The sequence below is a fragment of the Methanospirillum lacunae genome (genome assembly GCF_003173355.1).
Classification (GTDB): Archaea; Halobacteriota; Methanomicrobia; order Methanomicrobiales; family Methanospirillaceae; genus Methanospirillum; species Methanospirillum lacunae.
Genome location: NZ_QGMY01000006.1, coordinates 100645 through 126862, shown reverse-complemented (window position 1 = coordinate 126862; position 26218 = coordinate 100645). Strand labels below are relative to the sequence as shown.

Sequence of the window (26218 nt, the reverse complement as noted above, 5' to 3'; positions counted from 1 at the left end):
TGAAAAAAGATGATGATGAGATTTAGTTAAAAAATATGCCTGCATCCGTGACTGTTTCGTGAATATGCTTTGAGGATATCGGTCCGGGTAAGAAAACCTACAAGATGGTCTGATGACTCTCTGTCTACTACCGGGAGATGGTTGATTGAATGAGTAACCATTAACACCAGAGCATCCTCCAGTGTACTTTCGGGGGTGACAACATGCAAATGAGTGGTCATAATATCCCTGATCGTTTGTGATAACTCTTCATGTATCAGGGATTTTCTCATATCGTGGTTTGTGACTATTCCAACAAGCCGTTTCTGGTCAAGAACCGGATATCCGGTGTGCTCAGTCTCTGCCATGAATTTTTTCGCCAGACATGCCTGATCTCCTGGGGATAGCGTTATCACGTTATCTGCCAATGACATGGCATCTTTTACGTGAATTCCTTCCAGGGTCTCGCGATCATATTCTCCCCGGTGAGCCCCTGATTGTGCCTTTGTCTGAACCTGTTGTCTGAATATGGTATTTTCTCCGGTTAGAAGATTTGAGACTGCGACTGCAGCCATGGCCGGTACCAATATTGTAACACTTCCAACCATCTCAACAACCATCATCAGTACAGCAATAGGTGCGTTTGCCACAGCCCCGAAAAGCGAAATCATTCCAACCACTACAAACACCGGAACTGATTCTATCGGGACATATGTCGGGTAAAAAATGTGCAGGATTGTTCCAAGTGCTCCACCAATAGCGGCCCCGATGGTCAGCCCGGGTGCAAAAACTCCGCCACTTCCCCCTGATCCTAGTGTTAATGATGTTGCGATGATCTTCATAAAAGGGAGCAGAATCAGGACACTCAAAGGAACCATGGAGTAGAACATGAGCTGGGTGTATCCGTAACTTGATCCCATACTTGCAAGGCCGAGCATTTCTCCATCAGGGAAAAGTCTTGCAAGAACTATTACAATTATTCCAAGTAGGATAGCACCAGATACCGGTTTTAAAAAGGCCGGAAGGTTGTTTTGTTTAAAATATTTTGAAAATATGTCACGAGTTCCATAAAATGTGAAGATATACAGATGTCCGAATCCTGCACACAGGATGCCTAGCAGGATGAACATGGGTATTTGTGAGATTGTCCACCATTGCGATGTAAGAATGAATATTGGTGAGTATCCTTCAAAAAGCCCGAATATTGAATAACCGATAATGGAAGCGAGAAATGCGGGAACAATGGCTTCAGACTCAAAATCCCGGGTATACAAAACCTCTGCAGCGAGGATGGCTCCTCCGAGAGGGGCCTTGAATATTGTTCCGATACCCGCTCCTATTCCGGTAGTGAGTGCTATTCGTCGTTCTGCCGGAGTAAGGTGCAGGAGTTCTGCCACGAGTGATCCAAATCCTGCTGATATCTGAGCAGATGGTCCTTCTCTTCCTGCACTTCCTCCGGTAGAAATTGTAAGAATTGCTGTCAGTGCTTTTAGCAGGGGAATACGTCTGCGGATTTTTCCCTCACCATGAAATGCTTTGATAGCAGCATCGGTTCCGTGGCCTTCAGCCTCGGGTGCGAACCTAGTAACCAGGATTCCTGTGAGTAAACTTCCAAAGCAGAGGATTGGGATTAAAAGTGTGAGGGAATGAGGTCCTGACCACTGGCTGATCTCCGTTACCGTCTGGCCTTCCTGTGGGTATGTGTACTGCAGCAGATATCCCATGAAAAATGCAGTGCCCCATTTTAAGCCTTCAAAAAAGAGGAGTGAGCCAATTCCTGCAATTATTCCCACAACGATAGCGATGATCAAAATCCGTTTAGTTGGTGCGACAAATGATGGGATTGAGAACATTTTCACTCCGGTATTAACTCATGTTTTGTAGAGGTGCATCTGAATAACAATATGAAATGAAGGTTGAGACACTCTTTTACTCATCATAAATAACCATTAAACCAGAAGTAATTTAACTGTTGTTAAAAAACGATTATTATGGCCTATATCCTGGATTCATCTCGTGTATTGAAATCCTTGGGCCTCGTGTTTGGAGACATCGGAACCAGCCCGATCTATACGATGGGAGTGATTCTGCTGATGATCTTCCCTAATGAAGAAAATATATTCGGTGTCCTCTCTCTCATTGTGTATAGACTGCGATATAAGCAGTTTTTGATGTTTACGCATCTGATGTCAGATTCTCCAAAGGTGCTCCGGCAGGGTTCATTACCCTTCCCATAAAGAGAATGGCCCCGGATTTGTCATCTCTGATCATGAAGATAAACGGATGGTCTGCCTTAAACACTACCGGACTCTCTTTATTTCTATCAGGGATTGCCATCTCATTCATGGAGACAACCGTTGCTGCTGATGCTTCAGTTCCCTGTTCGTTCACATCTACAAAGGCCTTGTGAATAAAATCGTTGATAAACAGATCCTGTGCTCCATCCATCCCGGAAAAGTCTGCATCCGGTGTAAATGCTGTATTCATCCCCATTTTTTTCAGAAGATCCGGGAGTTGGTATTCTGTCTCAAGCCTGAATTTTGGGAAGTATATGATAACATCAGTCGGGCGTAATGCCCCGGTCACTGAAGAGAGGTTTCCTGTTCTCAGGACTTTTTCAGCTGGTGTAATATTATCTTCTTTTGGCAGAAGAACGAGCATTGACAACCGGGTACCGTTTCCTGACTGGTATGGAATGTCAAGAGCCTGGAGTTCTCCGGTATCTGTGTACATGAACTTCTGATCAGATCCGGTCTTTTCCATCATCTGAATCGGAACCGTTTTTCCCGGTTCAACTCTGAACTCCTGCTCCTGGCCCTTGTCAAACCCTGAAAGCCACGAATCATTGAAGTACATGGCGTTTGTAATGACCAAATCTGTCGCAGAATTCACCGATGCCGGTGATACAAGGTCCCGGATCTTGTTGTTTGTCTTTTCAGCCACCCAACCATTGATAACATCCCGTGATTCTCCTGATTTATTCACAAAATCAAGGTTTGTAACATTTGCACTGTAATAGTCCCTGGATAGAGCGATATATTCAGGAAGAAACTGGTGTGTCTTTTCTGCCCAGAGAGCATTTGCAGAATAGACTGTGGGCCCAGGACTTCCAGGATTTACTCCTGCATATCCCTTCCGGAGGATTGACGAATTTTCCGGGAAATGAAAGACAGCACGAATCTCATCTGCTGTCTTTCCCCTGGCACCTTCGTATGTCAAAGCTCCGGCAGATGAGATGCTGAGTGGCGAGAAGAAGATATTTTTCCCGGTATAATCCGGGCTATGAGACAGATTCAGATAGAGATCTGATGCAAACCTGTTGTTTAGGTCAGCAACGATTTGAGCCGGTTCAGTATTGAGATCATTGTATTGCTCCAGTGAAAAGTCGGTTTGATGGCTTATATTGTCCGGTAATGTGTTTTCACCGGTGACTGCCATACAAATCAGTATCAGAAGAAGAGAGCAAAGCAGACTGTTCAGGAGTCTCATGAGATTGGTGTATGCCCGGTCTTACACAAGGAGTTTCTGGTTAAGAAGTGAGCCAATAATGCATGAAATAGTAACCAGTTTTTACAGGGCTTTTATCTTTTTTCCCGGGATTGTTGTTCTACGATATCGGTGATGATTACAACGAATTATAACAATTATTATTTTTTGCATACAATTCCTCTGTCTTCAAATAGTTTGAGAATCAAATAAATTGATCATAAAGATGTCAAAAAAACAAGATATCGATGATCATGGTGAAGAGATCGAACTTCTGAATGAAGGCCTTATGGAGTTTTTTGATCGGTTTTCTTCCTGGGAATCGTCAGTGATTGAAGCCGGGCATCTGAAGATCTCTGAGGCTCATGCAATAGAGGTTCTGGGACATCATGGCAGGATGAATATGAAAGATCTTGCCGGAAAACTCGGGATCACGACCGGAACAACGACGGTTACTGTTGACAAACTTGAGCGTGGCGGGTTTGCCAGGAGGGTCAGGGCAGAGAATGATCGTCGGTCGTATATCATTGAACTGACTGAGAAAGGTGAAGATACATTCCAGGAACATCACCGGCATCATCTGAACTTGGCTACAGAGATCGCGTCAATACTTGGAAAAGAAGAGACTATCTCGTTTACTTCGATTCTTCAAAAAATAAATGAAAATATTTGAAAAAATCCTGGGACGGCCTGGGTGCAGTTCTGATGACTGTTTATCAGGAAGCTGCTGCAATCATCATGAAAGTGAACCATCCAATCACAATACCTGCGATTCAGCATGTGGATGTACTCATGAGTTTGATTCACAGACAATCCGCCCATTACTCATCCGTACATTCATCGCCGGAATCTGTGTCTGTTTTGCAATCCTTTCAGAGGTTGGGTTCATTGCAATTTGGGAAATTGGAACTGCCGCTGCGATCATCGCTCTCCTCCTGACAGCCTATCCAATCCTTAAGGAGGCAGTGACCGGACTCCTTGGTGGTGAGCGGAATGTCTGCGAACTCGCGAGTATTGCCATAGTTGCTGCTGTTGCAATAGGAGAATTTACTGCTGCAGCAGAGGTTGCGATTATCCTGACAATTGGTGAACTGGCTGAAGATTATGCATACTCCCGGTCAAAACGTGATATTGAGGGAATCGTAACCCGGAACCCCAGGTTTGGCCACATTATTAAAAGTGGCGAAGTAGTTGAAGTTCCGGTTCATGAGATCGCCATCGGTGATGTGGTGATGGTCAGATCCGGTGATATTGTTCCTGTTGATGGTGTTGTGACCGAAGGAACCTCGTTTCTTGATGAGTCCTGCCTTACCGGTGAGAGTCTTCCGGTTGCAAAGGAAAAGGAGAGTCTCGTATATTCAGGAAGTACTAACCTTGATGGAACGTTGATTATCAAAACTACAAAGGTTGCCGGTGATTCAACCTACTCCCGGATTGCAGAACTCATACGGCAGGCAGGTCAGAGGAGACCGCCGTCTCATCCGTTTATCGATCGGTTTGCACGGGTATATTCACCTCTCATGATTATTCTGGCAATAATTGTCTTTGTCCTGACCGGGAGTATCATCAGGGCAATCACTGTGCTCATCGTTGCATGCCCGTGTGCCCTGTTGCTTGCGACACCGTCTGCAGTTCTGGCAACTCTCGGTTCTGCTGCGAAATCAGGAATTCTTATCAAGGGTGGTGAATTCCTGGAAGTCTGCAGGAATGTAACAGTCCTGGTTCTTGATAAAACCGGGACGATTACAAGCGGAAACATGGCTGTATCAGAGGTTATTGCATGTGGTTCGTACTCCCGTGATGATGTCCTGTTGTTTGCTGCAACTGCAGAATGTTCTTCATCACATCCGATTGCAAAGGCAGTCGTTTCTACAGCGATAGATAACGGGCTATCCATTGCCTGCACCGGTTATGCCCAGCAGGTTGCGGGTCTCGGGATTGAGGACATCCAGCAGGATCATAAAATTCTTGTTGGAAATCGCAGATTCATGGAGAGCAAAGGGATTGATACATCTCTCATCCTGTCAAAAGCCCGGGATGATATGAGTGGAACCAGTGAGATCCTTGTTGTATGTGACACGTTCCTGATTGGAATTCTGTATGTTTCAGATACCATACGCCCCGAGTCTTCTGCAGTATTTGCAAAAATCAGGCAGCTTGGAATCAACAAAATCGAGATGCTCACCGGTGATAATCAGGTTGTTGCTGAACAGATCGGACAGCAGTGTGGAATCGAACCGGGATCAGTTCATTCAGGCATGTATCCCGGAGATAAAGAAGCCTATGTCTCAAAACTACAGAAGAGAGGGGAAGTTGTCTGTTTTGTTGGTGACGGAACAAATGACGGGCCTGCACTTGCACGCTCTGATCTCGGGATAAGTATCGGATCCCGGGAAGATACCATCGCTCTTGAGACATCCAGTGTCATTCTGATGCAGCGGGGACTTTCTGCATTGCCAGAATTTATTCAACTTGGAAGGCGGACGAGTTCAATAATTATAATGAACATTTGTATTGCACTTGGTCTGAATCTTCTGCTGATTATCGCAGCAGGGTATGGTCTGATATCTCCGGCTGTCGGTGCCATTGGTCATCAGGTTGCAACCATCGTGGTTTTACTGAACTCGACACGGCTTGCGTACAATCCGGGGATCAAGTTGGATAATCCAGATGTTCGTGCAAAAATCAGGAATAATCCCAATCCCGGTGTATCGGTATAATCAGACCTGGAAAAGGATAATGAATATATTTGAGTTATTCAAAATTTTACATACTCATCTCATATTCCTGATCCCATGCTGAAGGTCTGAAAAGCACATTTCTTGGATACCGGATAAAACCATTTTTCAGAAAATACTCAACATTTTCAGCATTAGTTTGAACTATCCACTCTGATTTTGGATATGTTTGAACACATCGGGTAAGCAGTTCTTTTGCAATTCCTCTGCATTGGAATTCTGGATCAACGACCAGGTCATGAATTGCTGATCTGATAATTTTATCAGAGAGAACCCTCACTACTCCGACGAGTTTATCCTCATGCCATGCTGATATGACGAGTGTTGAATTGATAAATGGCAGATTAAAATGGGATATCATCTCCTCTGTTTCAGGTTCCCTGATCCAGCCTGCTGACATGAATAGTGAATGCAGTTGATCTATTGGAAGATCCTTTTTTTCCTCATTATATACAATATCTGTCATTTTTATCACAAATCAATCGTTAATCAGTCCTGCTAAATGCCCAGGTCCCGCATGTAAACATGATTGCGTCAAAGACGAACAGGACTGCAAGATCAACAGATATTGGGGCTATCCCGACCCATGAAGGGCCGATCATAACTGTTCTCAGGGCATCAACACCATAAGTAAGCGGGTTTACCAGACTCACGACCTGAAGCCATTGTGGAACATTGTTAAGTGGAAATAATGCACCACTCAAAAAAAACATCGGCATGTTGATAAACGTCTGTACAAGACCGAATCCTTCGAAACTTTTCATCAGGCTTGCAAATGTAAGGCCGATACAGACCAGTCCGAAGGTGATAAGGAGCATCACCGGAAGGGTCAGGAAAAAAACTACAATACTAATATGTGCCCCGATGAGAAAAGCAAATGGAAAGATTATAATTCCTTGTATCATAACATCGGTGCTGACACCAAGCATCTTTCCAAGAAATATTGATGGACGTGATAACGGGGAGACCAGGATCTCTTTTAAAAACCCGAATTCCCGGTCCCAGATTATGTGGATTCCAAGAAACATTGCAGTGAACAGCATTGCCTGACAGACAAGGCCGGGAAAAATAAACTCCTGGTAGTTCACTCCGGGCACAGTTGCCGAAAACCTCATCCCAGTCCCGAAGATGAAGAGCCAGAGCAGTGGCTGGACAAATGCATTCACGAGGCGTGATTTTTCCCTGACAAATTTCTTGACCTCACGAAGCCAGAGGGTGTAGATTCCACGAAATTCGCTCATCGTCTGCTCCTCCGTCTCATCATTCTCATTCTGCTGACTGATTCAGGACCTTCCTCCCTGATCTCCCTTCCTGTGTAATGCATGAAAACGTCGTTCATGTCAGGACGTGAAAGATGGACAGAACTCATGTGAACTCCTTCCCTGAAGGCAATCTCCATGATCCTGGGAAGTTCATCATCAGCATTGGGAATTGATATCCTCACTTCATCATCAATTACCCTGATTGTATCGATCTCCGGGATGTACGCAAGGAGACTCTGAAGCTTTTCAGGTTCTTCTGTTTTGAGAAGAATCATCTCACATCCAACAGTCTGTTTCAGGGCAGATGGCGTATCCAGGGCTACAATGGATCCATGATCGATAATGGCTATCCGGTCACAGAGTTCGTCTGCCTCTTCCATGTAATGGGTTGTGAGAATAAGGGTCATATCCTCACGTTCCCGAAGTTGTCTGATGTATGACCAGATGTGTTCCCTGCTCTGGGGATCAAGCCCGATGGTTGGTTCGTCAAGGAAAAGGACCCGTGGATAATGTAATAATCCCCTGGCAATCTCAAGACGGCGTCTCATTCCTCCGGAATATGTATTGAGAAAGTCATCGGCCCGGTCTTCGAGCTGGACAAGTGTCAGTACCTCCTGTATCCTTGAAGCCTGCTCTGATACCGGGACATCGTAGAGATCGGCATGCATCTGCAGGTTTTCCCGTGATGTCATGTCTGTATCAACACTGGGATCCTGGAAGACAATTCCAATCGATCGTCTGACCATGGCACTGTCCTGGACGATATCATACCCGTTAATGACAGCCGTGCCCGATGTTGGCTTGAGAATCGTACAGAGCATGGAAAGGAAGGTCGTTTTTCCTGCTCCATTCGGGCCAAGGAGACCGAAGACCTCGCCTTTGTGAACCTCAAGCGATATGGAATTGACAGCCGTATTAGATCCAAATATTTTTGTTAGGTTGAATGTTTTGATAATTGGTGTCATGTTTTGTATATAATATTGATATGAAAGATGGAGATGATCATAGTGAGGGGATCTTCAGTACATTTTAGATATGCTCCCATTTATAAGAAGTATGAATTTGATTACAGGAGGTAATATTGATTGTATGAGATACCATACTGGCAAAGTATAGTATTAATATAGTATTGTACTTGTACAATATTCTATGAGTGGAATCTCAAACATGGAAGCTGCCCTATTGGGGTTACTTTCCATAAAACCAATGTATCCATACGAGATTGAGAAATGCGTTGTGGAACAGGATATGCGATACTGGACTGAGATATCCATCTCCTCTATTTACAAGGTCCTTGAAAAACTGGAAAAAAAATTTCTTGTCGATGTCAATCTCTCGGTTACCGAGTCAAACAAAGTAAAGAAAACCTATACTCTGACAGAAAAAGGTGCACAAGAACTCAAAAATCATATCACCGGGATTATGTCTGAACTGGAGATCTCGATATACCAGATTGATCTTGCTCTGGCAAATCTTCACATCCTTACTCCGGCTGAAGTAAATTCAGCATTGAACGCGTATCTCGCCTCTATTGACACCAGACTGGCCTGTTATGGTGAACTTGAAACCTATCTCCTCGATCACGGATGTAAAATCGGTAATATTCACCTTGCCCGCAGAAGACAACATCTCATCAAGGCTGAGCGGGAATGGGCTCTCCGGTTTATTGATGAGTATAATGCTGCACACGATTATATTCCTGAAAATGAGACCGGGCAGGGTTCAGGTCAGAGGAAATGAGCGAGCCTGTCAGGATTGTGGGAGCAAGGGAACACAATCTAAAAAATATCTCAGTCTCGGTTCCAAAAAATAAGATCGTTGTAGTAACCGGGGTCTCTGGAAGCGGGAAGAGTTCTCTGGTCTTTGATACAATCAGTGCAGAAGCGAGAAGGCAACTGATCGAGACATTCGGGACATTTGAACGATCCCGTCTTCCAAAGATATCAAGACCGGATGTGGATGAGATCTCAAATCTCTCTCCTGTCATTGTCATCGACCAGAAACGACCGGGACAGACTCTCAGATCTACGGTTGGAACCATGACCGAGGTCTATACATACCTTCGACTTCTCTTCTCCCGGTGTGGTGCTCCGTTTATTGGCGGGTCAAATCTCTTCTCATTCAATAATGCAGACGGGATGTGTCCTGAATGTTCTGGTCTTGGGCAACTGATGGTTGTTGATGAGAAGAAACTCATAGATGAGACAAAATCAGTTGCAGATGGTGCCATTCTGCACTCTCAATACAAAAAAGGTGGATATTACTGGAATTCATTGATGAATTCCCGGTTATTTGATCCATGCAAACCGGTATGCGAACTGAGCGAAGAAGAGCGGTATAACCTCCTGTATAAACCACAGACCGCAGTAAAAGCCGAACGCTTTGGCGAAGAGTACACCTCCCGACATGAAGGAGTCATATCACGACTCAAGAAGAGTTATCTGAACAAAGAGGAAAATTCTGATGCATACACCCGGTTTTTCAGGTATGAGACCTGTCCTCACTGCAATGGTTCACGACTGAATGAACGTGCACGTACTGTTATTGTTCAGGGAAGAACGATACCTGATCTTGTATTTCTCGAACTTCCTGATCTCCTGGCCTTCCTTGATCAGGTCGATCACTCGTATGCACAACCAATTATTGCCAGGATGAGAGTTATTATCCAGTATCTCATTGATATCGGGGTAGGATATCTCTCTCTTCACCGACCGGTGGCAACCCTTTCTGGTGGTGAATCCCAGAGAGTAAAGATCGCAAAGCAACTGGATTGTACTCTAACCAACCTTGTGTATGTTCTTGATGAACCAAGTATCGGCCTGCATCCCAGGGATATTGGAAATCTTATTCAAATCATGAAAGATCTCCGGGATAAGGAGAATACGGTTCTTGTTGTAGAGCACGATCCCGAGATCATCCAGGCAAGTGATTATGTCATAGATATTGGGCCTGGTGCCGGATCCCATGGTGGAGAGGTTCAGTATGCCGGATCAGTAAGCGGACTCTTTACGTCAGATACACTCACATCACGATATCTGAACCGGGTGGGGGAAGAAACCCGGAACCGACGAGAACCAAAGGGGTATTTCAGAGTCGAAAATGCATCGCTTCATAACCTGAAGAATATTTCAGTTGATATCCCGAAAGGAGTCCTGGTATGTATCACAGGAGTTGCAGGCTCAGGTAAAAGTTCACTTATTCATGGAGTCTTTTGCGAACAATACCCTGATGCGGTTGTTATCGATCAGACATCGATAGGCAGATCATCGCGGTCAAATCCCCTAACATATCTTGGAATCTTTGATGCTGTCAGAAAAGAACTCGGACAGGCAACCGATATTGATCCCTCCTGTTTCAGTTTTAATTCAAAAGGTGCCTGCCCAAAATGCAAAGGGACAGGAGTTCTCAAGATGGAGATGCACTTCCTTGATGATGTCACAACGGTATGCGATGCGTGCAACGGGGAACGGTATAACCCTGAGGTTCTTTCTCTCTCATATAAAGGAAAAACAATATCAGAGATCCTGAAACTTACCGTAGCTGATGCTGTTGATTTCTTCGAAACACGGGATGTTAAGCGAAAACTTCGTGTTCTTGCCGATGTTGGACTTGATTACCTGCAGGTTGGACAGTCACTGAGTACATTATCTGGAGGAGAAGCCCAGCGGCTGAAACTGGCAACAGAACTTCATAAAAAAGGGAATATCTACGTGATGGATGAACCAACAACCGGACTGCACATGGCGGACACGAGCCGGTTGCTGAAAATTATTCATCATCTTGTTGATCAGGGAAATTCGGTTATTGTTATCGAACACAATAGTGATGTGATCAGGCAGGCTGACTGGATCATTGACATGGGTCCACAGGGTGGCAATAAGGGGGGAGAGATTATTGCAACCGGAAATCCGGAAACCCTGATGGAAAATCCCGGTTCAGTCACCGGTGTATATTTGAAAATGGCATCTGTCAGAAACAATAGTCTGATTCTTGGTGCTGAAGAGGAATTAGTTCATGAATGAGAATATTGTTGAAGTTTCGAATTTTTCGTACTCATACGGTGAACTGGAAGCTGTTAAGGATATCTCCTTTCAGGTGAAGAAGGGAGAGGTCTTTTCATTTCTTGGTCCAAACGGAGCAGGAAAAAGCACGGTGATAAATTCGCTGATTACCCTGCTTCCGCTTCAGAAGGGAACGGTACAGATAGCAGGATATGATCTCAGGACTGAACAGGAGAATGTCAGGCAGTCTATCGGGATTGTATTTCAGAAGATCACTCTTGACAAGGATATGACTGTCAGGGAAACGTTGGAGTTTCATGGAAGTATTTACCTGATGGGAGGTGCAGAAAAGAAAAATCGGATAATTGAATTGCTCAAACTTGTAGAACTCACTGAAAAGGCCGATGTTCTCGTCAGTACTCTTTCGGGGGGTATGAAACGGCGTCTTGAGATAGCACGAGGTCTTATGACCAGGCCGAAAGTTCTCTTTCTTGATGAGCCGACAATCGGGCTTGATCCCCAGACCAGAAGAAAGACCTGGGAGTATCTGAGATCAGTAAATGAGGAAGGAACGACGGTCTTTCTGACAACCCATTATATGGATGAGGCTGATCTTCTATCTGATCAGATTGCTCTCATCGATCATGGGAAAATTGTCATTCAGGGAACTCCGGCAGAACTTAAACAGAGTCTTGGAAACGATATTGTGTATCTTGAAACGTCAGACAATACCCGTGCAACAGATATTCTAAAAAATATTGCCGGAGTTCGGAATATCTCCTGCTATGAAGGAAAACTGCTTATCACATCAGAGTATGACGGGACACGTCTGCTCCCTGAGATCATAAGGGAAGTGAACGAAGGACAGATTGATGTGTGTGCAGTAAATCTCAAGAAACCAAGTATGGATGATGTATTTTTGCACTACACCGGCACGGAGATGAGGGACTAATGGAGACTCCCGGGTTTTTCCCAATATTTATGCGGGATATGAACCGGTATTTCAGGTTCAAGGACCAGTTGTTCACCTCGATGCTTCATCCGGTTCTCTGGCTCGCTTTATTCGGATTTGCAATGGCCGGAACGTTTGAGAGAATTCTCCAGTCTGCGATTCCTCCGGCAGGTGTAATGGTTGTCAATTACCTGACCTATATGACCCCGGGTATGATCGCTGTAACGATCATGTTTTCAAACCTGTATGGAGGATTTTCCGTCTTCTTTGACAAAGACTGGGGAATACTGAGAGAAATTCTTGCAAGTCCGATGCCCAGAAGGAACCTTGTCATCGGAATTTCCCTTTCTGTCATTGTGAAATCACTGATACAAACCACGATCATCGTTATACTTGGATTGGTGCTTGGTGTCACTGCATTTTCAGGTCAGAGTCCTGTTCAGATTCTTGTATCCATTATTGGCATAGTTCTTTTTATCGGGATATTTTCTACTGCCATCATATGTGTCTCGCTGTACGTGGCATTTACCACCACTTCTCCGGAAGGATACCAGGGAATTACTACACTCCTTTCGATGCCGTTTTTCTTTGCATCAAATGCCCTGTATCCGATAAACGGACTCCCCCCGGTGATCCAGGAGTTTTCGTACCTGAATCCGATCTCGCATCTGACTGATGGTCTGCGGTATTTTATTATCGGTGATCAATTTTCGTCTCTTGGACTTGTCTTTTCCTACAATCCTGTTCAGATTGCCCTGTCTTTTGTGTATCTTACAGTTCTGGCTGTCATTTTCTTTTGGATTACTGTCAGAAAGATAAACAAGTCAGTGATAACCTGAAATTAAAAATCCTGTTTTTTCGTAACACGGAAACATCTGGATTGTTTAAAATTCAGAAATGTCCCTCCTTTTTTTAAGGCAGGTTTTGTTTATGAGGTACAATTCAGATAAATGCATAAAATGACCTCTATCTCACGGTTTAAATCCATATATTGGATCCAGGTCACGAATGGGAGTGTCTGATATTGACCGATACATCAAAGTATGAGAAATAACTACTATCACCTTGTGAGGGTATGGCTGAGAGAGATTATACTGAAAAGATCCCGGATGACAAAAGTATACTGGTCGTATCTGATGTCCATCTCGGTGGCGTTGAAGGACCTGAAACGATCAACCGGATGTTGCACTTTCTGGAAAAAATCCAATCTGGAAATGCAGAGGTTGTCTGCCATCCTGAGCAGCAGGATAGTAGCGCAGCACCCGTAACGAAACACCTCCTTCCTCCAACAAAAATAATATTACTCGGAGATATTCTGGATTTATGGAATCCACGCCACCAGGATCGAAATTATGCCTTTCTTGATGGTCTTATCTTTTTTCTGAAACTCCAGAATATTGAGAGTGATATCATCTATGTAACCGGCAACCATGATGAGGATTCAGGTGAACCGGTGTACTCCTATGGAGTGGATACTCCTGCCAAATCAGACCCTGCCTATAGTATTTACACTCTTTTCAAGGGTTTGCATGGGAAGATAGAAAGTCTGAAAATTGCCTGGAATCCAGATCATATCCTTGAATTGAGTCCCAGGCATTACCCGGCTACTTCTACACATGGTCATGTTCATGGCCTCAATGCCGGTGGAATTCATTATGTCTTTGTTCATGGTCAGCAGTTTGACAAGCAGCAGATCACGTATTCCATCAGTCAGGCGATCGGGTTCAGATTTGATGTGATCGATTCGATCCAGGAGATCCTCAATTGTTCAATTGTCCAAGAGGTTCGAAAATCTATCCCGATAATGTCATTTATCGGGTTTTATGCAATTATTAACCTTCTTGCAATTATTATTCCCATCTTTTCCGGTGATAGTGTATCAACCTGGATACGCTGGCTTGTTGGGGTGGTATTTGCCATCTCATTGTTTGGCATTTCTGCTAAAGGAGTTCAGACATTTGGATTTGTTCAGAAAACACTTCCATCTTCTCCTCTTCTCTTCAAGGCATGTCTTGGTATCTGTATCGGTGAAATCGTCCTCATCGGAATTGGGGCGTATTTCCTTGCGTTAAGCGTTCTTGATCCACTATATACCATTGGGATGGTCGTGTTTCTCTGGCTGTTCTTTATATTTATCATCCCGATTGTGTATGGGTTCATCAGCAACTGGATGTACAGTTATTTTTTCAGTGCAAAAAATTACGATGTGAAAAGTGTGTACGAAGATGCATTGAAGAGTGAGAAATATACGTACAATGCAGAAGTTTTAATTTTTGGTCATACTCACATTCCCGGAACATATCCAAATACCTACGATGACATCAGGATTCAAGGGAGATCCGCTGATGGGAAACCAACCCTTCTTATTAACACCGGTGCCTGGGTGAGAAATGAGAATGGAATTGATGATAGTTTTGCTTACATCGACAATAACGGGGTGGCTCTCATGAAATGGAACGATGCTTCCCGGGATATTTCATGCACGAAATACTTCCCAAAAGAGATCATCAAAAAATGGTCTGGCAGACAGAGTGAATAAATTTGGATCTGATGATTCGGATGTTTGATCTTATACAATTCTTTTTTGAAGAATTTTTTCCGGATACAAGGATTGAAAGGGTTCATTCTGCCCTCATTATGATAAAACTGATCCTGTTTTTATAAATTCATGTAAACTGATCTGGTTACATCTCATGGCAGAGCGGAGAGAACTTTTTTGTTTGTCCTGGATAGTCCATTCAATATTTTCAATTTTGTGTACATATGACTCAAACTTATTCAGCCAGGTATCAGGTCGTGTTCCAAGGAGAAGTATAGTCTGATTCCCTGCGGTCATTTTTCTGGAGAGTAAACCGATTGTTCTGATCACATCAGCATTATAATCATAGAATGTAGGGTCATGTTCGATTAAGATGAGTGACTCTTTTGCTTTTTGTAGTACCTCGTATACTTCCTGACCTGATGAAACCTTTTCTGTCTTTAACCTGAATTTTCCAGGTTGTATTTGATACCTGATGAGTGGGACCTCTCCTGATATGATGAGTACATCTTTGACCTCTCTTTTAAGGTATTTATTCAGGGCCTCTGCTAAAAGGCTTGAAGGAGCAATGAGAAGTGAGAACATTCTCCTGTAAAAGGTGATACCCGGATTAATCAGGGAGGTCATAGTGCATGTTAGTCGTTGTGACTGATATCTAAACGTTAGGTAAACAGGGCGAAAGTGATCAGGATTTTAATTAGGCATAAAAAATTAAAAGCAATGATCTCTTTAAGTGAAAAATAGGATGAATTACAATTCAAGGAGCCATTTAACTGTTCTTAAAGAACTTTTATGGATAGATTGGTAAAATATTACCAAACTTCTATTATCAAATGAACTTTTGCTGCTTTTGGAACAATTATTGAAAAGGGGAAGAAATATTTTCATCATTATATGTCGCTCAAGAATCGAAAGGTTATAAGGTCTCATTACTCCAATTTACCTGGTAATTTTGGATAATTTTATTGCTTATTGATGTGAATATATTTTAATCATTTAAAAGATGATTTTGAGTTTTTTTCAAATTTAATAAGACAAATACTCTATGTCAATGCAATGCATTAGTGAATTGCTCATAGTTATTTTTATCAATTGATCTTTATACAATTATTATACAGATGCGCATCTGTAAAAATAATGTAATCTATTGAATTTTCAGAAAATGTTACCAACATAAACTCGGATTTTTCTTATGGCTGATATTTGTGATTCGTTTGACACGACCCGAAGAATTTATATTCTATATATCGATGATGACCCTGATTTATTAATAATCTGGAAAAAAATTCTTGAAAAAACCAATTATTTTTGGGTTGATGTCGCATTATCTGCTGATGAGGGACTACGAAAGATGGATGAAGATAGATATGATTGCATTATCTCTGATTATCAAATGCCAAAAATGGATGGAGTCCAGTTATTACAGTTCATTCGTGAGAAGAATGAGACCATTCCTGTAATACTGTTTACATTACATCATCATGTGAAAAATAAAATTGAAGGGCTAAATTATCCTTCAATATATTTTCTTGAAAAAAAAACAGATACTCAAACTCAAGTCGCCAGTATTATTCGAATCATCATGACTGCATTAGGTAATGATAGCGGATTGCGTAAGTAAATAATATTGGAAAAGGTATTGATGTGAATAACTAACAATCCCCTATTTTAATCGCCGAGTTTATGCTGAGTATTTATGCTAAAATCTCACGAAAGGTGGTTATTTATTATCCTCTATAATAAAAGTTTAATTTTGGTTGTGTTTCTGATCACACTAACACCCGAGATCTATGAGCAATGCAATAATGCCTTGCATTAGGAATCAAATCAATCTTTTTTATAGGTATACTCCCATGTGATCATATACGCATGACCAGTTCTACCGACATCCTTTCTTCTATCATAGAAATTCTATCTCAACATCAAGAAGGGATGCAAATGAAGGACCTTGCTGAAGCTGTTCACTTGAACAGAAATGCAATCGCAAAATATCTGGGTATACTTCACCAAAAAGGTCAGGTAGATCTTCGTCAAATTGGAAAAGCAAAAATATTTACTGTATCCAGACGGTTTCCATTCTCAGTATTGTCTGAAATAAATTTAGATAGTGTAATTGGTTTTGATAAGAATTTACACTGTATTCATGCAAATACTGCATGTTTGAAAATGATTGATTGTTCTCTTGAAGAAATAATCAATAAACCGATCAATGGAATAATGTTCCCTCTTTTTCAGCATCCTTCAATTGTCGATATTGTCAATAATGGTTTTTCTTCAATAGGTCAACCCGTCAGGATTTCATGTAAAATAAAAGAAAATCTGCAAATATTTGAAATTCGTGGCATACCTGTTGTTTTTAACAACTGTGTTACTGGCAGTGCAATAATAATCAAAGAAATTACTTCAATTACCTCGGCCCAGGATGAGATTGCTCATCTTAAGGAATTATACAAGGCAGTTACAGAAACACAGACCGAATTTATTGTTCATTCCTTACCTGATGGGACAATAACCTATGTAAACCCTGCATTTGCTTCACTGATTGGATTATCTCAAAAAATGTATATCGGAAAACGGTATCATTTGAAAATACTTGATGATGACATTCCATTGGTGAGAGAACATTTTTTGTCTATTACTTCTGAAAATCCTATTAAAAAAATCGAAAACCGAATTTTAACTTTTTCCGGTGACATAAGAGTAGTTCGTTGGGTTAATCAAGGTATTTTTAGAGATGGGGTTCTTTATGAGCTTCATTCATATGGTATAGATATTACAGAACTAAAAAATTTAGAGGAACGTCTTCAAATTAAGTGTGATCATTACAGGAATACTATTCAGAAAACAACAGATGAATACCAGAAAATCAACCAGGATCTCCTTGAAGAGATAGAAAGACGAAAACATGTTGAAGAGGATCTTCAAAAATTACAGATTTCATTAAACTATTCAAGTGAATTGATTATTTGGACTGATGAAAAAGGTATTATTATCTCATCAAATAAAGGAGCCCTGGATTCTTTGGGGATAATTCCAGGAAATTCTCTAAATATTTTCTTTTCAGAAAATCTGGAGAAGTGTGAGGTATTATCATGGGATAGCATTTGGAAGGAGGTGAAATTGTATGGATGTTATCTGTTTGAATGTCTCATATTGGATAAAAATAATAACTTTTTTTCGGCAGAAGTGCTGGCGAATTATCTTTTCAATAATGGTATAGGTTGTTGCGGTTTTTTTATCAGAAATATTAATAAAAGAAAAATGGCTGAAATAGCTCTTCAGGAAAGTGAAGAACGTTTTAAGGCAATTATTCAGAATTCTTTTGATATTATTGGAATTCTTGATGATAAGGGAGAAATTGTATATACAAGTCCATCTACGTATTTAATTCTAGGTTATTTACCTGAAGAGATTTGTGGTCATTCTTCTTTTGAATATGTCCATCCGGATGATCGGAAAAGGGTACGAGAGATTTTTAAAAGAGTGATTGAAAAACTCAAACTCGTATCTCCAATAGAATTCAGGTTTAAACATAAAGATGGTTCTTTTATCGATATGGAAACGATAGGAGTCAACCTTATTGGAGTTCCTGGTGTCGACGGTATTGTTGTTACCTCACGACAAATTACAGAACGAAAAAAGAATGAAAACCTTTTAAAGATGTTTAATGAGGAATTAGAACAAAAAGTTAAAGAACGAACTGAAGAACTCTGTGATAGTCGTAAGATGTTTAAGGATCTTGTCGAAAATATTGATGAGTTAATTCTGTCTCTTGATCTGAAGGGAAATATTACGTATATTAGCCCTGCTGTTACCCGATTATATGGGTATACTCCTGATATGTTACGAGGGCAAAAATTTCATGAATTGCTTCATCCAGACGATTATAACCGTTATAAGGATTTATTTTGTAATAATCTTCAAATGGAAAGTCGTTCTCATGAATTTCGATTAATGTGTAAAGACAGGGTTGCTTATGTGAGAATATCTATACGTGCTATTCACCAGGAACATATTATTTCCGGATATAATTGTATCGTTACTGATATAAGTTCATTAAAGAGGGCATTATTTGAGACTGAAGATGCTCGTCACTCTCTTGATCATACCCTGATGTTTCTCCAGACAATCATATCTGCAATACCAATCCCCTTTTATTACAAGGATCTAGAGGGACGATATCTTAAGGTCAATGATGCATTTGCAGATTTACTAGGACATACTCCTGATTTCTATATTGGAAAATCATCATCAGAGATCTGGTCTGAAGAATATGCAGGTCTGTACAGAGAAAAAGATATGGAATTGCTTCGAACAGGGGAAAAACAGATCTATGAATCCCGGATTACTGATTTATTACAGATTGACCACCCTGTTATTTATTATAAAGATGTATTTCATGATGAGAATGGAGAAGTTGCTGGGATAGTAGGAGCATTTCTGGATATTACTGAACGGAAGGAGATTGAGAATATTCTCCAGACTCTCATACGAAGTATGGTTGGGACAGTGGAGGATAATGTACTTCATGTGATCACTGAAACAATTTCATTATGCCTTAAGGCTGACTGCATTATTATTGGAGAGATTCAACAAAACCACAAAAATATCAAGGCATTGTCAATGATTCTGGATGGAAAGATGGTTGAGCATTATATGTATACTCTTAAAGGTTCTCCCTGTGAGATTGTAACTGCAAAAGGTTTTTGTATATATCCAGATAATGTTGCAGATTTATTTCCAGAAGACAGAACATTGCATTTATTTAATATCAGGGGCTATCTGGGGACTCCTTTGAAAAATTCCAAAGGTGAGGTTATTGGAATTTTGTGTGCATTATTTCGCCATAAAATATCTGTATCTCCGTTATATGAAAGAATTTTTACGATTATTGCTGAAAAGGCAGCAGCAGAGATCGAACGTAAACACGGAGAGAAAGTCCTTTAAAAAATATCGAATCCATTACGAAGTTATATTAATTCAAGGGAGAATGGCTTATTGGGAAGGAGATCCCCAGAAACACACTTTTCTATTTAATGATCGTTTCTATTCATTATTAGGAACTACGGCAGAATTGGAGGGGGGATATCATATGCTATATGGAAATATTTCAAAGAATTCGTTCACCCTGATGATTTGAGAAGTGTTAATCAATATATCAATGAGATCGTGGATATTTTTTGTCCAGGAAAAATTTCAGAATTAAAGTTTAAAATTATTCGAAAGGATGGAAATATGAGAGATATTCATACCCAATGTCATTTTTCCAAAGATATCGATGGGAAAATAACAATATCTTGATTTTTTCAAGATATTACCGACTATTTGCAGGGCTCTTTCTCAATTGTTTCAACAAGATAATCTGTTATTTACCGAGTATATTTGAATTGTTTATTAAATCAAATGAGTGTGATAAACTCAAGGTATTAAGTAATTTGATAAACCCTGTGGAAGAGAGGTGATAAAAAATATGTATTATAATCATTTTTTTTAATAATTCATTAAAATTATTCAATAGTTTCGTTGTTATCAGTTTCAAAACCTGTATATCTTCCCCGGGTCACCGATATAATCCTGTTTTTCTCAATGGTATCAATGCTTCTTGAGTTTCTTACTGTAAGCCGTACTGAATATTTCCCCGGCAAATTATAAGTGTGAGCAGGATTCTGAAGTGTTGATGTTTTCGCATCACCAAAGAGCCATACCCATTGTGAAGGTGATCCGGTCGATGTATCAGTAAATTGAGCAGTCATTGGCGTCTTACCGGTTGTCTGGTTTACAGTGAAGTCAGCATGGACTTTTTTTTCTGAAAATTTCGTGTGGAGATAGAGAGTGTGATCAGCAGATATGGTTTTGAATGTATAGTCATTATGAGCTCCAAGAACTACCGGAACTCCATCAACAGTAACATTCTCAATATCAGCACCCATGATAGTATGCATGGCAAAGGTTGCCTGAGATCCCGGTCTGACCCTGAAAGGTCCGGGAGGGGTGATAAATCCGTATTGATCAGACCGGGTTGTGATGGTGTAAAATCTCTGATCATTGGTTGTGACAGAGAAAGCATCTTTTTTCCATCCGGACATCCTGGTTGTGAGGTTGGTCACCCAGATATCGTATGATCCAACCTGGGCATTTGTCAGGTCGAGCCCTGTAACCTGGAGGTTGTTCCCTGAACGTGTTGCAATCCTGGTAAGGTTACCGGTTCCATTCCGTACAAGATCAACCTGCTCATTTCCATAGAAATTCTCACCGGTAATGATGAGTGTAGCCACACTATTTCTGGGAGCAGATGATGGTGTAACTCCCAAAACTACGGGACTTGAAAGGGTTTGTGTGTATTCTGCCCGGATCTGATGTTGTGAGGATATGTTTGTGAATGTGTATGTTGCGATCTGTCCCATGCTTGCATTATCAACAAAGACGTCTGATATCCGGTATCCCTGATCAGGGTTCATAGTACATGTCAGATTGGATCCTGCAAGTACCGGGATCAAACCGGATGGACTGATAGTTCCACCAGATGAAGAAGTGGCATTGATGGTGTAGTTGACTGCACCATTTACAGCAAATTCTGCATGAATGGTATGATTAGATGTCACATTAGCGAACGTGTATGTGTTGAGCACTCCTGCACTGGTGTTATCAATGAAAACCCCGGATGTATGATATCCCTGGCCCGGGTTTATGGAACAGGTCTGGTTCGATCCTGCCAATACCTGGATTACGCCTGCTGGGCTGATTGTCCCTCCTGCAGAAGCGGAGGCGTTGATAGTATACGTCGCAGGATTTATGGTAAATGTTACATTTTCGCTGCTTAGCCATCCATCCTGCTGAACAATAATCTGCCAGGAGCCGGTCTGTACCAGGGGCGGAAGTGAGAAATTACCGGTGATACTGTCTGCGGATCTGATGGTAACATCGGATGCACTGATATTGGTGCCCGACCGTGAGAGATATATTCCGGTAGTTTGTGCAGAGGTGTTGAAGATTCCTGAAAGGTTTGTAATTGCAATATCTTCTCCCTGGGTTCCTGATGATGGCTGTATTGTGTATACCACCGGATTAGTGAAGACAGAGTCTGTCCTGAAGGTTACAATTCCACCCTGTCCGGCTCCTGCTGAGTTGTTTGCCGAGGCTTGATAATACCAGGTTGTTCCCGGATCAAGACCGGTGACCAGAGTACTGAAGTTTCCGGTTTCATTGAGTGTAACCGGTGATGTGTATGCAGAAAGGTTCTCCTGGGTTTTTCCATACCTGAAGAATACCAAACAGTTTTCCCCGCCTGTACCGGTCAGGTTACCTGCGAGAAGGGCAGACCGGGTGGATACATTTTCTGCCTGTAGTGTTGTGACTGTCGGAGCGGAAACCTCGCGGGATAGAGTAAAGGTGACGTTCCCCTCACTAACTTTCCCATCCTGGAAAACTGCAACCTGCCAGGGGCCAGTCTGTGCATCTGACGGTACTGAAAGATTTCCAGTGATCTTTCCAGCAGTCTCAATAGAAACACCGGTTACCGGAATGGTAACCCCTGAACGGGTAATTATCACGCTCGTATTGGTTGCCTGAAGATTGAAGGTCCCTGAAAGGTTTTCAATCCGGGTGGTCTTTCCACAATACCCTGCAGATGGTTCTATCCCGGTAACGGTAAGTGTTGATTCTGCATGGGCGTATTTTTCTGCCGAGTAGATCTCCAGGGTTGAGGAGTTGAACCATACGTTACGGTCTGTTGAATTGAATGTCACTCCTGTCGGGAGCAGGTTCCAGTTGGTGATGTCATATACAACTGATCCAGATTCATTGAATATCTTCAGGTTGAATGGATCCGGACCCTGGATACTATCAAGCGAGATATGTACCGGATACGGTCCTGTGCCTGTCGCTGTAATTACGGAATTTCCTGAGGTGATCTGGTTTGACGAACTATCCGTGGTTCCGAATTTGCCAAGAGCTCCGATGACTGATGCCGGATTTGTAACAGTTATGCTATATCCTGAAGCCTGGCTGAGGTTTATTCCATACCCGGTATTTCCCTGCACAGTGGTATTTGCGATGCTGACTGTTCCATATCCTGCACTACTTGTTCCGGTCAGGAATATTCCGTTTACTCCACCAACGATACCGGATTTACCTGCACTGCGGACTTGTTCCCTGTATGGTCTTCCGGCAGTGCTGCTGACGATTGGACCAAGCGTGCATCCGGGACAGGATACATTGATGATTGCTCCTCCCTGACCATATATTCCATACTCCTGGCCGGTGATCGATGAATCAGTGGCAGTTACATTTACCCGGCTTCCACCCCATGCACTGATTCCGCTGTTCCGGTCAGAACCGGTTCCTGAATCAGTACCAGTTCCGTTGATACGAATGGTGTTTCCACTGATGGCAAGGGTTGCTGTCTTTCCATTGAGTTCGATTCCGCTGAACGGTCCGGATATATTCACTCCTGCTCCGCCATCTCCGGTAATCGTAACTGCCGAACTTCGTGATGTTGTCTGTTGGAGGAGACCAAGACCGTATCCTGAGTTTAATTTTCCGGTCAGGGTCGTTCCCCAGTTGTCATTTATGCCGCTTCCTGAATACGTTGTCAGGTACGGATCCGGGTTATTGGTTCCGATGATATCGAGATTTGATCCATCGACATGAACTGCAGGAACATTCTGCCCTACTACGTTTACATCGACCAGTTTGACCCCGGTGAATCCTGAAGTGACCTTGATCCCGGCTGCTCCGGTTTCTGCCAGGGTGAGTGGGGCATATGTATTGGTGATGCTGTTTACCGGTCTCTGGTCAGCGTTGGGTGCTGTGGAGAGATCCACTCCACTGATCCTGACATTTGATGCCTGCACTAAGATCCCGAACTGGGCTTTGGTGGTGAAACTCTTTTTGAGGTGGAATTCTGTCGGGTATTGCGTGGTCCCGGCGAGGGTGATCTTATAATACGAGTTATTGACTCCTCCAAAGTCACACCATCCGTATCCCCGCGATTTGAGATACTGGCCATCAAAGGTGTTCATCGCTGAAGGATCGATGACAAAGGGTGTGTTCCCGGGGTTTGCAGCAGTGACGGTGAATCCGTTTGCAAGGATTCCTGACTGACCGTCAGGATTTGTAACTATGATATTCCATTGTCCGGCAGCTTTTCCGGTGAGAGGAAGAGTGCAGGTGATCTGGGATGAAGAGACAACCTGCACGTTTGTTGCGGTTATGTTTGGTTGTCCGGTCCGGGTCAGGTTGACGGTTGCACTGGTGTTGAAGTTTTCTCCGGAAAGATTGGTTATAGATACTGATCCGGTGTTCACGCCGGTGGTAGGGGAGACAGATGAAATGATGGGTGGACAATCGGGATAGGTATAGAGGATCCCGTTTTTGTAATAAGTACTGTGGGGCGAGATCCGACAACTGTATGGCGAGATAGCAAACACATTTTCAAGTGTGTCGCTCTGGCCGTCTGGATTTTGAACAGTGGCGTTCCATGCTCCGGGTTCGGCATCGGTAATATTTAGGGTGCAGGTAATTGTAGTGGAAGATAGAACTGATATATTTGTTGCATTAATAATTGGCAGGCTATTTCTTGAGAGGAAAACATTAGTATTAGATACAAAGTTGGTTCCTGAAAGGTTGGTAATGGTAACAGGACCGGTATTTTCTCCGGTATTGGGGATAATGCTGGTGATTGTGAGGGGTGTAGAGGTATACGCTTTCAAACATACATTACTATTAGTAATAATTGGTTGGTTTAAATCTGCCCAATTTATTCCGTCATTACTAAAATAACTCTGACCGACTCCTCCTGTAGCCCTCTCGCTATAATTAGGAATAGGCCATTCAATGGGAATATCAGCGTTATTTGATCTATGATAAACTTTTATTACAACTGAAAAAAGCTCTCCTGATCTAAATGTATTATTTGAATTTGGTGTTATTGGAACTGTATGATAACCCATGTATTTTTCTGTGCCATTATAGGTACTAGCAAGAGTTCCATTTATTGGACTATTTAATGGATTTTTATAGATATTTATCTCATAGGGGATATTTACGTCTACAGAATAGAAACCTACGCCTGTTATTACGCAATTAGATGATGCAGTGAATATATTTGCATAATATGATGAATTATTTTCATCACTAATTGAATTGGCCACAGTAAATCCAAGTGGATCATATTGATAAATATTCTGGTAATTTGAGGGACTCTCGCCGAGATAAGTGGCAGAGGTTAAATTCCCACTATCATCTAATGGGATTGATGATCCAAAGTGTTTGTCATAATATGAAACTCTTAAATAACCCTGATCCCCCCATGATATTCCTTCAGAATTTTTTACAATCCAGGCACCATTACCAGGGGGTATAATCGTAAAATTCTGTGCAGGATAATTATCATCCCACCCAATAATTGTCATGCTATGACGGTATCCATCAGTTAATACAGTTTCATTTTGATTTAATGGTTGATAATAAGAAAATGATGAACTATTATAATTACTATCATCCCAAAAGATTGAGGAACTAACAGCCCCAAAATTTTTTAGAACATCTTTTATTATATCAAAATTTTCCCCGTTTGTGCGTCCAGGAAAATAAATAACATCTTGTACATGTTTAACAGGGTTACTCGATATTGAATTTCTGTCCCAAGTACTTCCAGTGGGATATGGATCAGTTTGTTCATCTATTGGACCACCCCATCTCGTCAGGTAAGCTGCTGCCATTTTATCATTTCCACCCCCTCCTGGAACAGGTAAACTAAAATTAGCGCAATTTACTAAATTCTTTTCAGAAAAGTCAAAATCTTCTGATGGAAGAGAAGTTGATTCAAGAGATGCTAATGCAGCATGGGCCCAACATGTTGGCCAATAACTTTGGTTTTTTACTGGTGAAACTTTTAATTGATCCCGTAAATCATACTGGGATTCATATGATTGTATATTTGATCCATATACAGATACATCATGAATCGGATTTACTTGAGAATCGGGGAGAGTGCCTTTATGATCTGTAAGAGCTTTAATAAAAGCAGGATCTAGTACAACAGAACTTAATGGAGGATTTGAATAAATATTTAAAGTAGATCGATTGTATGGTCCATATACTTGAGGATCTGGTATGGTTCCTTTATGGTCTGTAAGAGCCTTAACAAAAGCAGGATCTAGTGAAATAGGCATTAAGACTTGCTCTCCACGATTCGTAATTGAATCGTTTCCATTTCTTTCTTCAAGAGGGATAGCTGAAACTGATGAAATCCAAAATAA

General features: G+C 41.8%; 18 protein-coding genes. 11 read left to right on the top strand and 7 right to left on the bottom strand.

The features are described from left to right. Positions 1–26: 26 nt before the first annotated feature. Positions 27–1832, bottom strand: a complete 1806-nt coding sequence (locus DK846_RS06485) for a chloride channel protein (protein WP_109968121.1) — start codon at positions 1830–1832, stop codon at positions 27–29. Positions 1833–1970: 138 nt separating this feature from the next. Between DK846_RS06485 and DK846_RS06480 the strand changes: the two genes are divergently transcribed. Next, complete coding sequence (locus tag DK846_RS06480; RefSeq protein WP_109968120.1) at positions 1971–2216, top strand: KUP/HAK/KT family potassium transporter; 246 nt, start codon at positions 1971–1973, stop codon at positions 2214–2216. Here DK846_RS06480 and DK846_RS06475 read toward each other — a convergent pair. Next, on the bottom strand, positions 2155–3417 hold the full coding sequence (locus DK846_RS06475; protein WP_245926486.1) for a serpin family protein: 1263 nt from the start codon (positions 3415–3417) through the stop codon (positions 2155–2157). The genes DK846_RS06480 and DK846_RS06475 overlap by 62 nt on opposite strands. 274 nt (positions 3418–3691) lie before the next feature. Here DK846_RS06475 and DK846_RS06470 point away from each other — a divergent pair, with 274 nt between their 5' ends. Both DK846_RS06470 and DK846_RS06465 read left to right on the top strand, forming a co-directional pair. Further along, positions 3692–4138: a MarR family winged helix-turn-helix transcriptional regulator gene (locus DK846_RS06470; RefSeq protein ID WP_181391658.1), complete on the top strand. Its 447-nt coding sequence runs from the start codon at positions 3692–3694 to the stop codon at positions 4136–4138. Further along, positions 4125–6185, top strand: coding sequence for a heavy metal translocating P-type ATPase (locus tag DK846_RS06465; RefSeq protein ID WP_109968118.1), 2061 nt, complete (start codon positions 4125–4127; stop codon positions 6183–6185). The genes DK846_RS06470 and DK846_RS06465 overlap by 14 nt, the downstream gene beginning before the upstream one ends. A 46-nt stretch (positions 6186–6231) precedes the next feature. Here the strand turns inward: DK846_RS06465 and DK846_RS06460 are convergent, their stop codons facing one another. From DK846_RS06460 to DK846_RS06450, 3 genes are read right to left on the bottom strand one after another with little or no spacing between them, the layout of a single operon-like run. Beyond that, on the bottom strand, positions 6232–6669 hold the full coding sequence (locus DK846_RS06460; RefSeq protein ID WP_109968117.1) for a GNAT family N-acetyltransferase: 438 nt from the start codon (positions 6667–6669) through the stop codon (positions 6232–6234). Between the two features lie 19 nt (positions 6670–6688). Continuing rightward, positions 6689–7444: an ABC transporter permease gene (locus tag DK846_RS06455; RefSeq protein ID WP_109968116.1), complete on the bottom strand. Its 756-nt coding sequence runs from the start codon at positions 7442–7444 to the stop codon at positions 6689–6691. Next, entirely contained in the window at positions 7441–8430 is a 990-nt protein-coding gene (locus tag DK846_RS06450; RefSeq protein ID WP_109968115.1) for an ATP-binding cassette domain-containing protein, read from the bottom strand. Before DK846_RS06450 ends, DK846_RS06455 begins: the two co-directional genes overlap by 4 nt. A 184-nt stretch (positions 8431–8614) precedes the next feature. On the opposite strand from DK846_RS06450, the gene DK846_RS06445 reads away from it, so the two are divergent. From DK846_RS06445 to DK846_RS06425, 5 genes are all read left to right on the top strand, one after another. Continuing rightward, positions 8615–9205, top strand: a complete 591-nt coding sequence (locus tag DK846_RS06445; RefSeq protein WP_109968114.1) for a PadR family transcriptional regulator — start codon at positions 8615–8617, stop codon at positions 9203–9205. Beyond that, positions 9202–11487: an ATP-binding cassette domain-containing protein gene (locus DK846_RS06440; RefSeq protein WP_109968113.1), complete on the top strand. Its 2286-nt coding sequence runs from the start codon at positions 9202–9204 to the stop codon at positions 11485–11487. The genes DK846_RS06445 and DK846_RS06440 overlap by 4 nt, the downstream gene beginning before the upstream one ends. Beyond that, positions 11480–12418 carry an ATP-binding cassette domain-containing protein gene (locus DK846_RS06435; RefSeq protein WP_109968112.1) on the top strand — a complete coding sequence of 313 codons (939 nt, stop codon included), beginning with the start codon at positions 11480–11482 and terminating at the stop codon, positions 12416–12418. Before DK846_RS06440 ends, DK846_RS06435 begins: the two co-directional genes overlap by 8 nt. Beyond that, positions 12418–13257, top strand: a complete 840-nt coding sequence (locus tag DK846_RS06430) for an ABC transporter permease (protein WP_109968111.1) — start codon at positions 12418–12420, stop codon at positions 13255–13257. Before DK846_RS06435 ends, DK846_RS06430 begins: the two co-directional genes overlap by 1 nt. A gap of 236 nt (positions 13258–13493) precedes the next feature. Then, positions 13494–14957, top strand: coding sequence for a metallophosphoesterase (locus DK846_RS06425; RefSeq protein ID WP_109968110.1), 1464 nt, complete (start codon positions 13494–13496; stop codon positions 14955–14957). A 96-nt stretch (positions 14958–15053) separates the two neighbouring features. Here the strand turns inward: DK846_RS06425 and DK846_RS06420 are convergent, their stop codons facing one another. After that, positions 15054–15584: a hypothetical protein gene (locus tag DK846_RS06420; RefSeq protein WP_146201163.1), complete on the bottom strand. Its 531-nt coding sequence runs from the start codon at positions 15582–15584 to the stop codon at positions 15054–15056. 565 nt (positions 15585–16149) lie between these two features. Between DK846_RS06420 and DK846_RS06415 the strand changes: the two genes are divergently transcribed. The 3 genes from DK846_RS06415 to DK846_RS18320 all read left to right on the top strand — a co-directional run bounded on the left by DK846_RS06415 (position 16150) and on the right by DK846_RS18320 (position 20258). Continuing rightward, positions 16150–16578 carry a response regulator gene (locus tag DK846_RS06415; protein WP_109968108.1) on the top strand — a complete coding sequence of 143 codons (429 nt, stop codon included), beginning with the start codon at positions 16150–16152 and terminating at the stop codon, positions 16576–16578. Positions 16579–16826: 248 nt separating this feature from the next. Beyond that, the gene (locus DK846_RS06410; protein ID WP_109968107.1) at positions 16827–19904 is read left to right on the top strand and encodes a PAS domain S-box protein; all 3078 of its coding nucleotides are present in this window, start codon (positions 16827–16829) and stop codon (positions 19902–19904) included. Between the two features lie 105 nt (positions 19905–20009). Then, positions 20010–20258, top strand: coding sequence for a PAS domain-containing protein (locus DK846_RS18320; protein WP_109968106.1), 249 nt, complete (start codon positions 20010–20012; stop codon positions 20256–20258). 206 nt (positions 20259–20464) lie between these two features. On the opposite strand, the gene DK846_RS06400 is transcribed toward DK846_RS18320, so the two are convergent. Beyond that, the gene (locus DK846_RS06400) at positions 20465–26131 is read right to left on the bottom strand and encodes a lectin like domain-containing protein (RefSeq protein ID WP_181391656.1); all 5667 of its coding nucleotides are present in this window, start codon (positions 26129–26131) and stop codon (positions 20465–20467) included. Positions 26132–26218 lie beyond the last annotated feature (87 nt).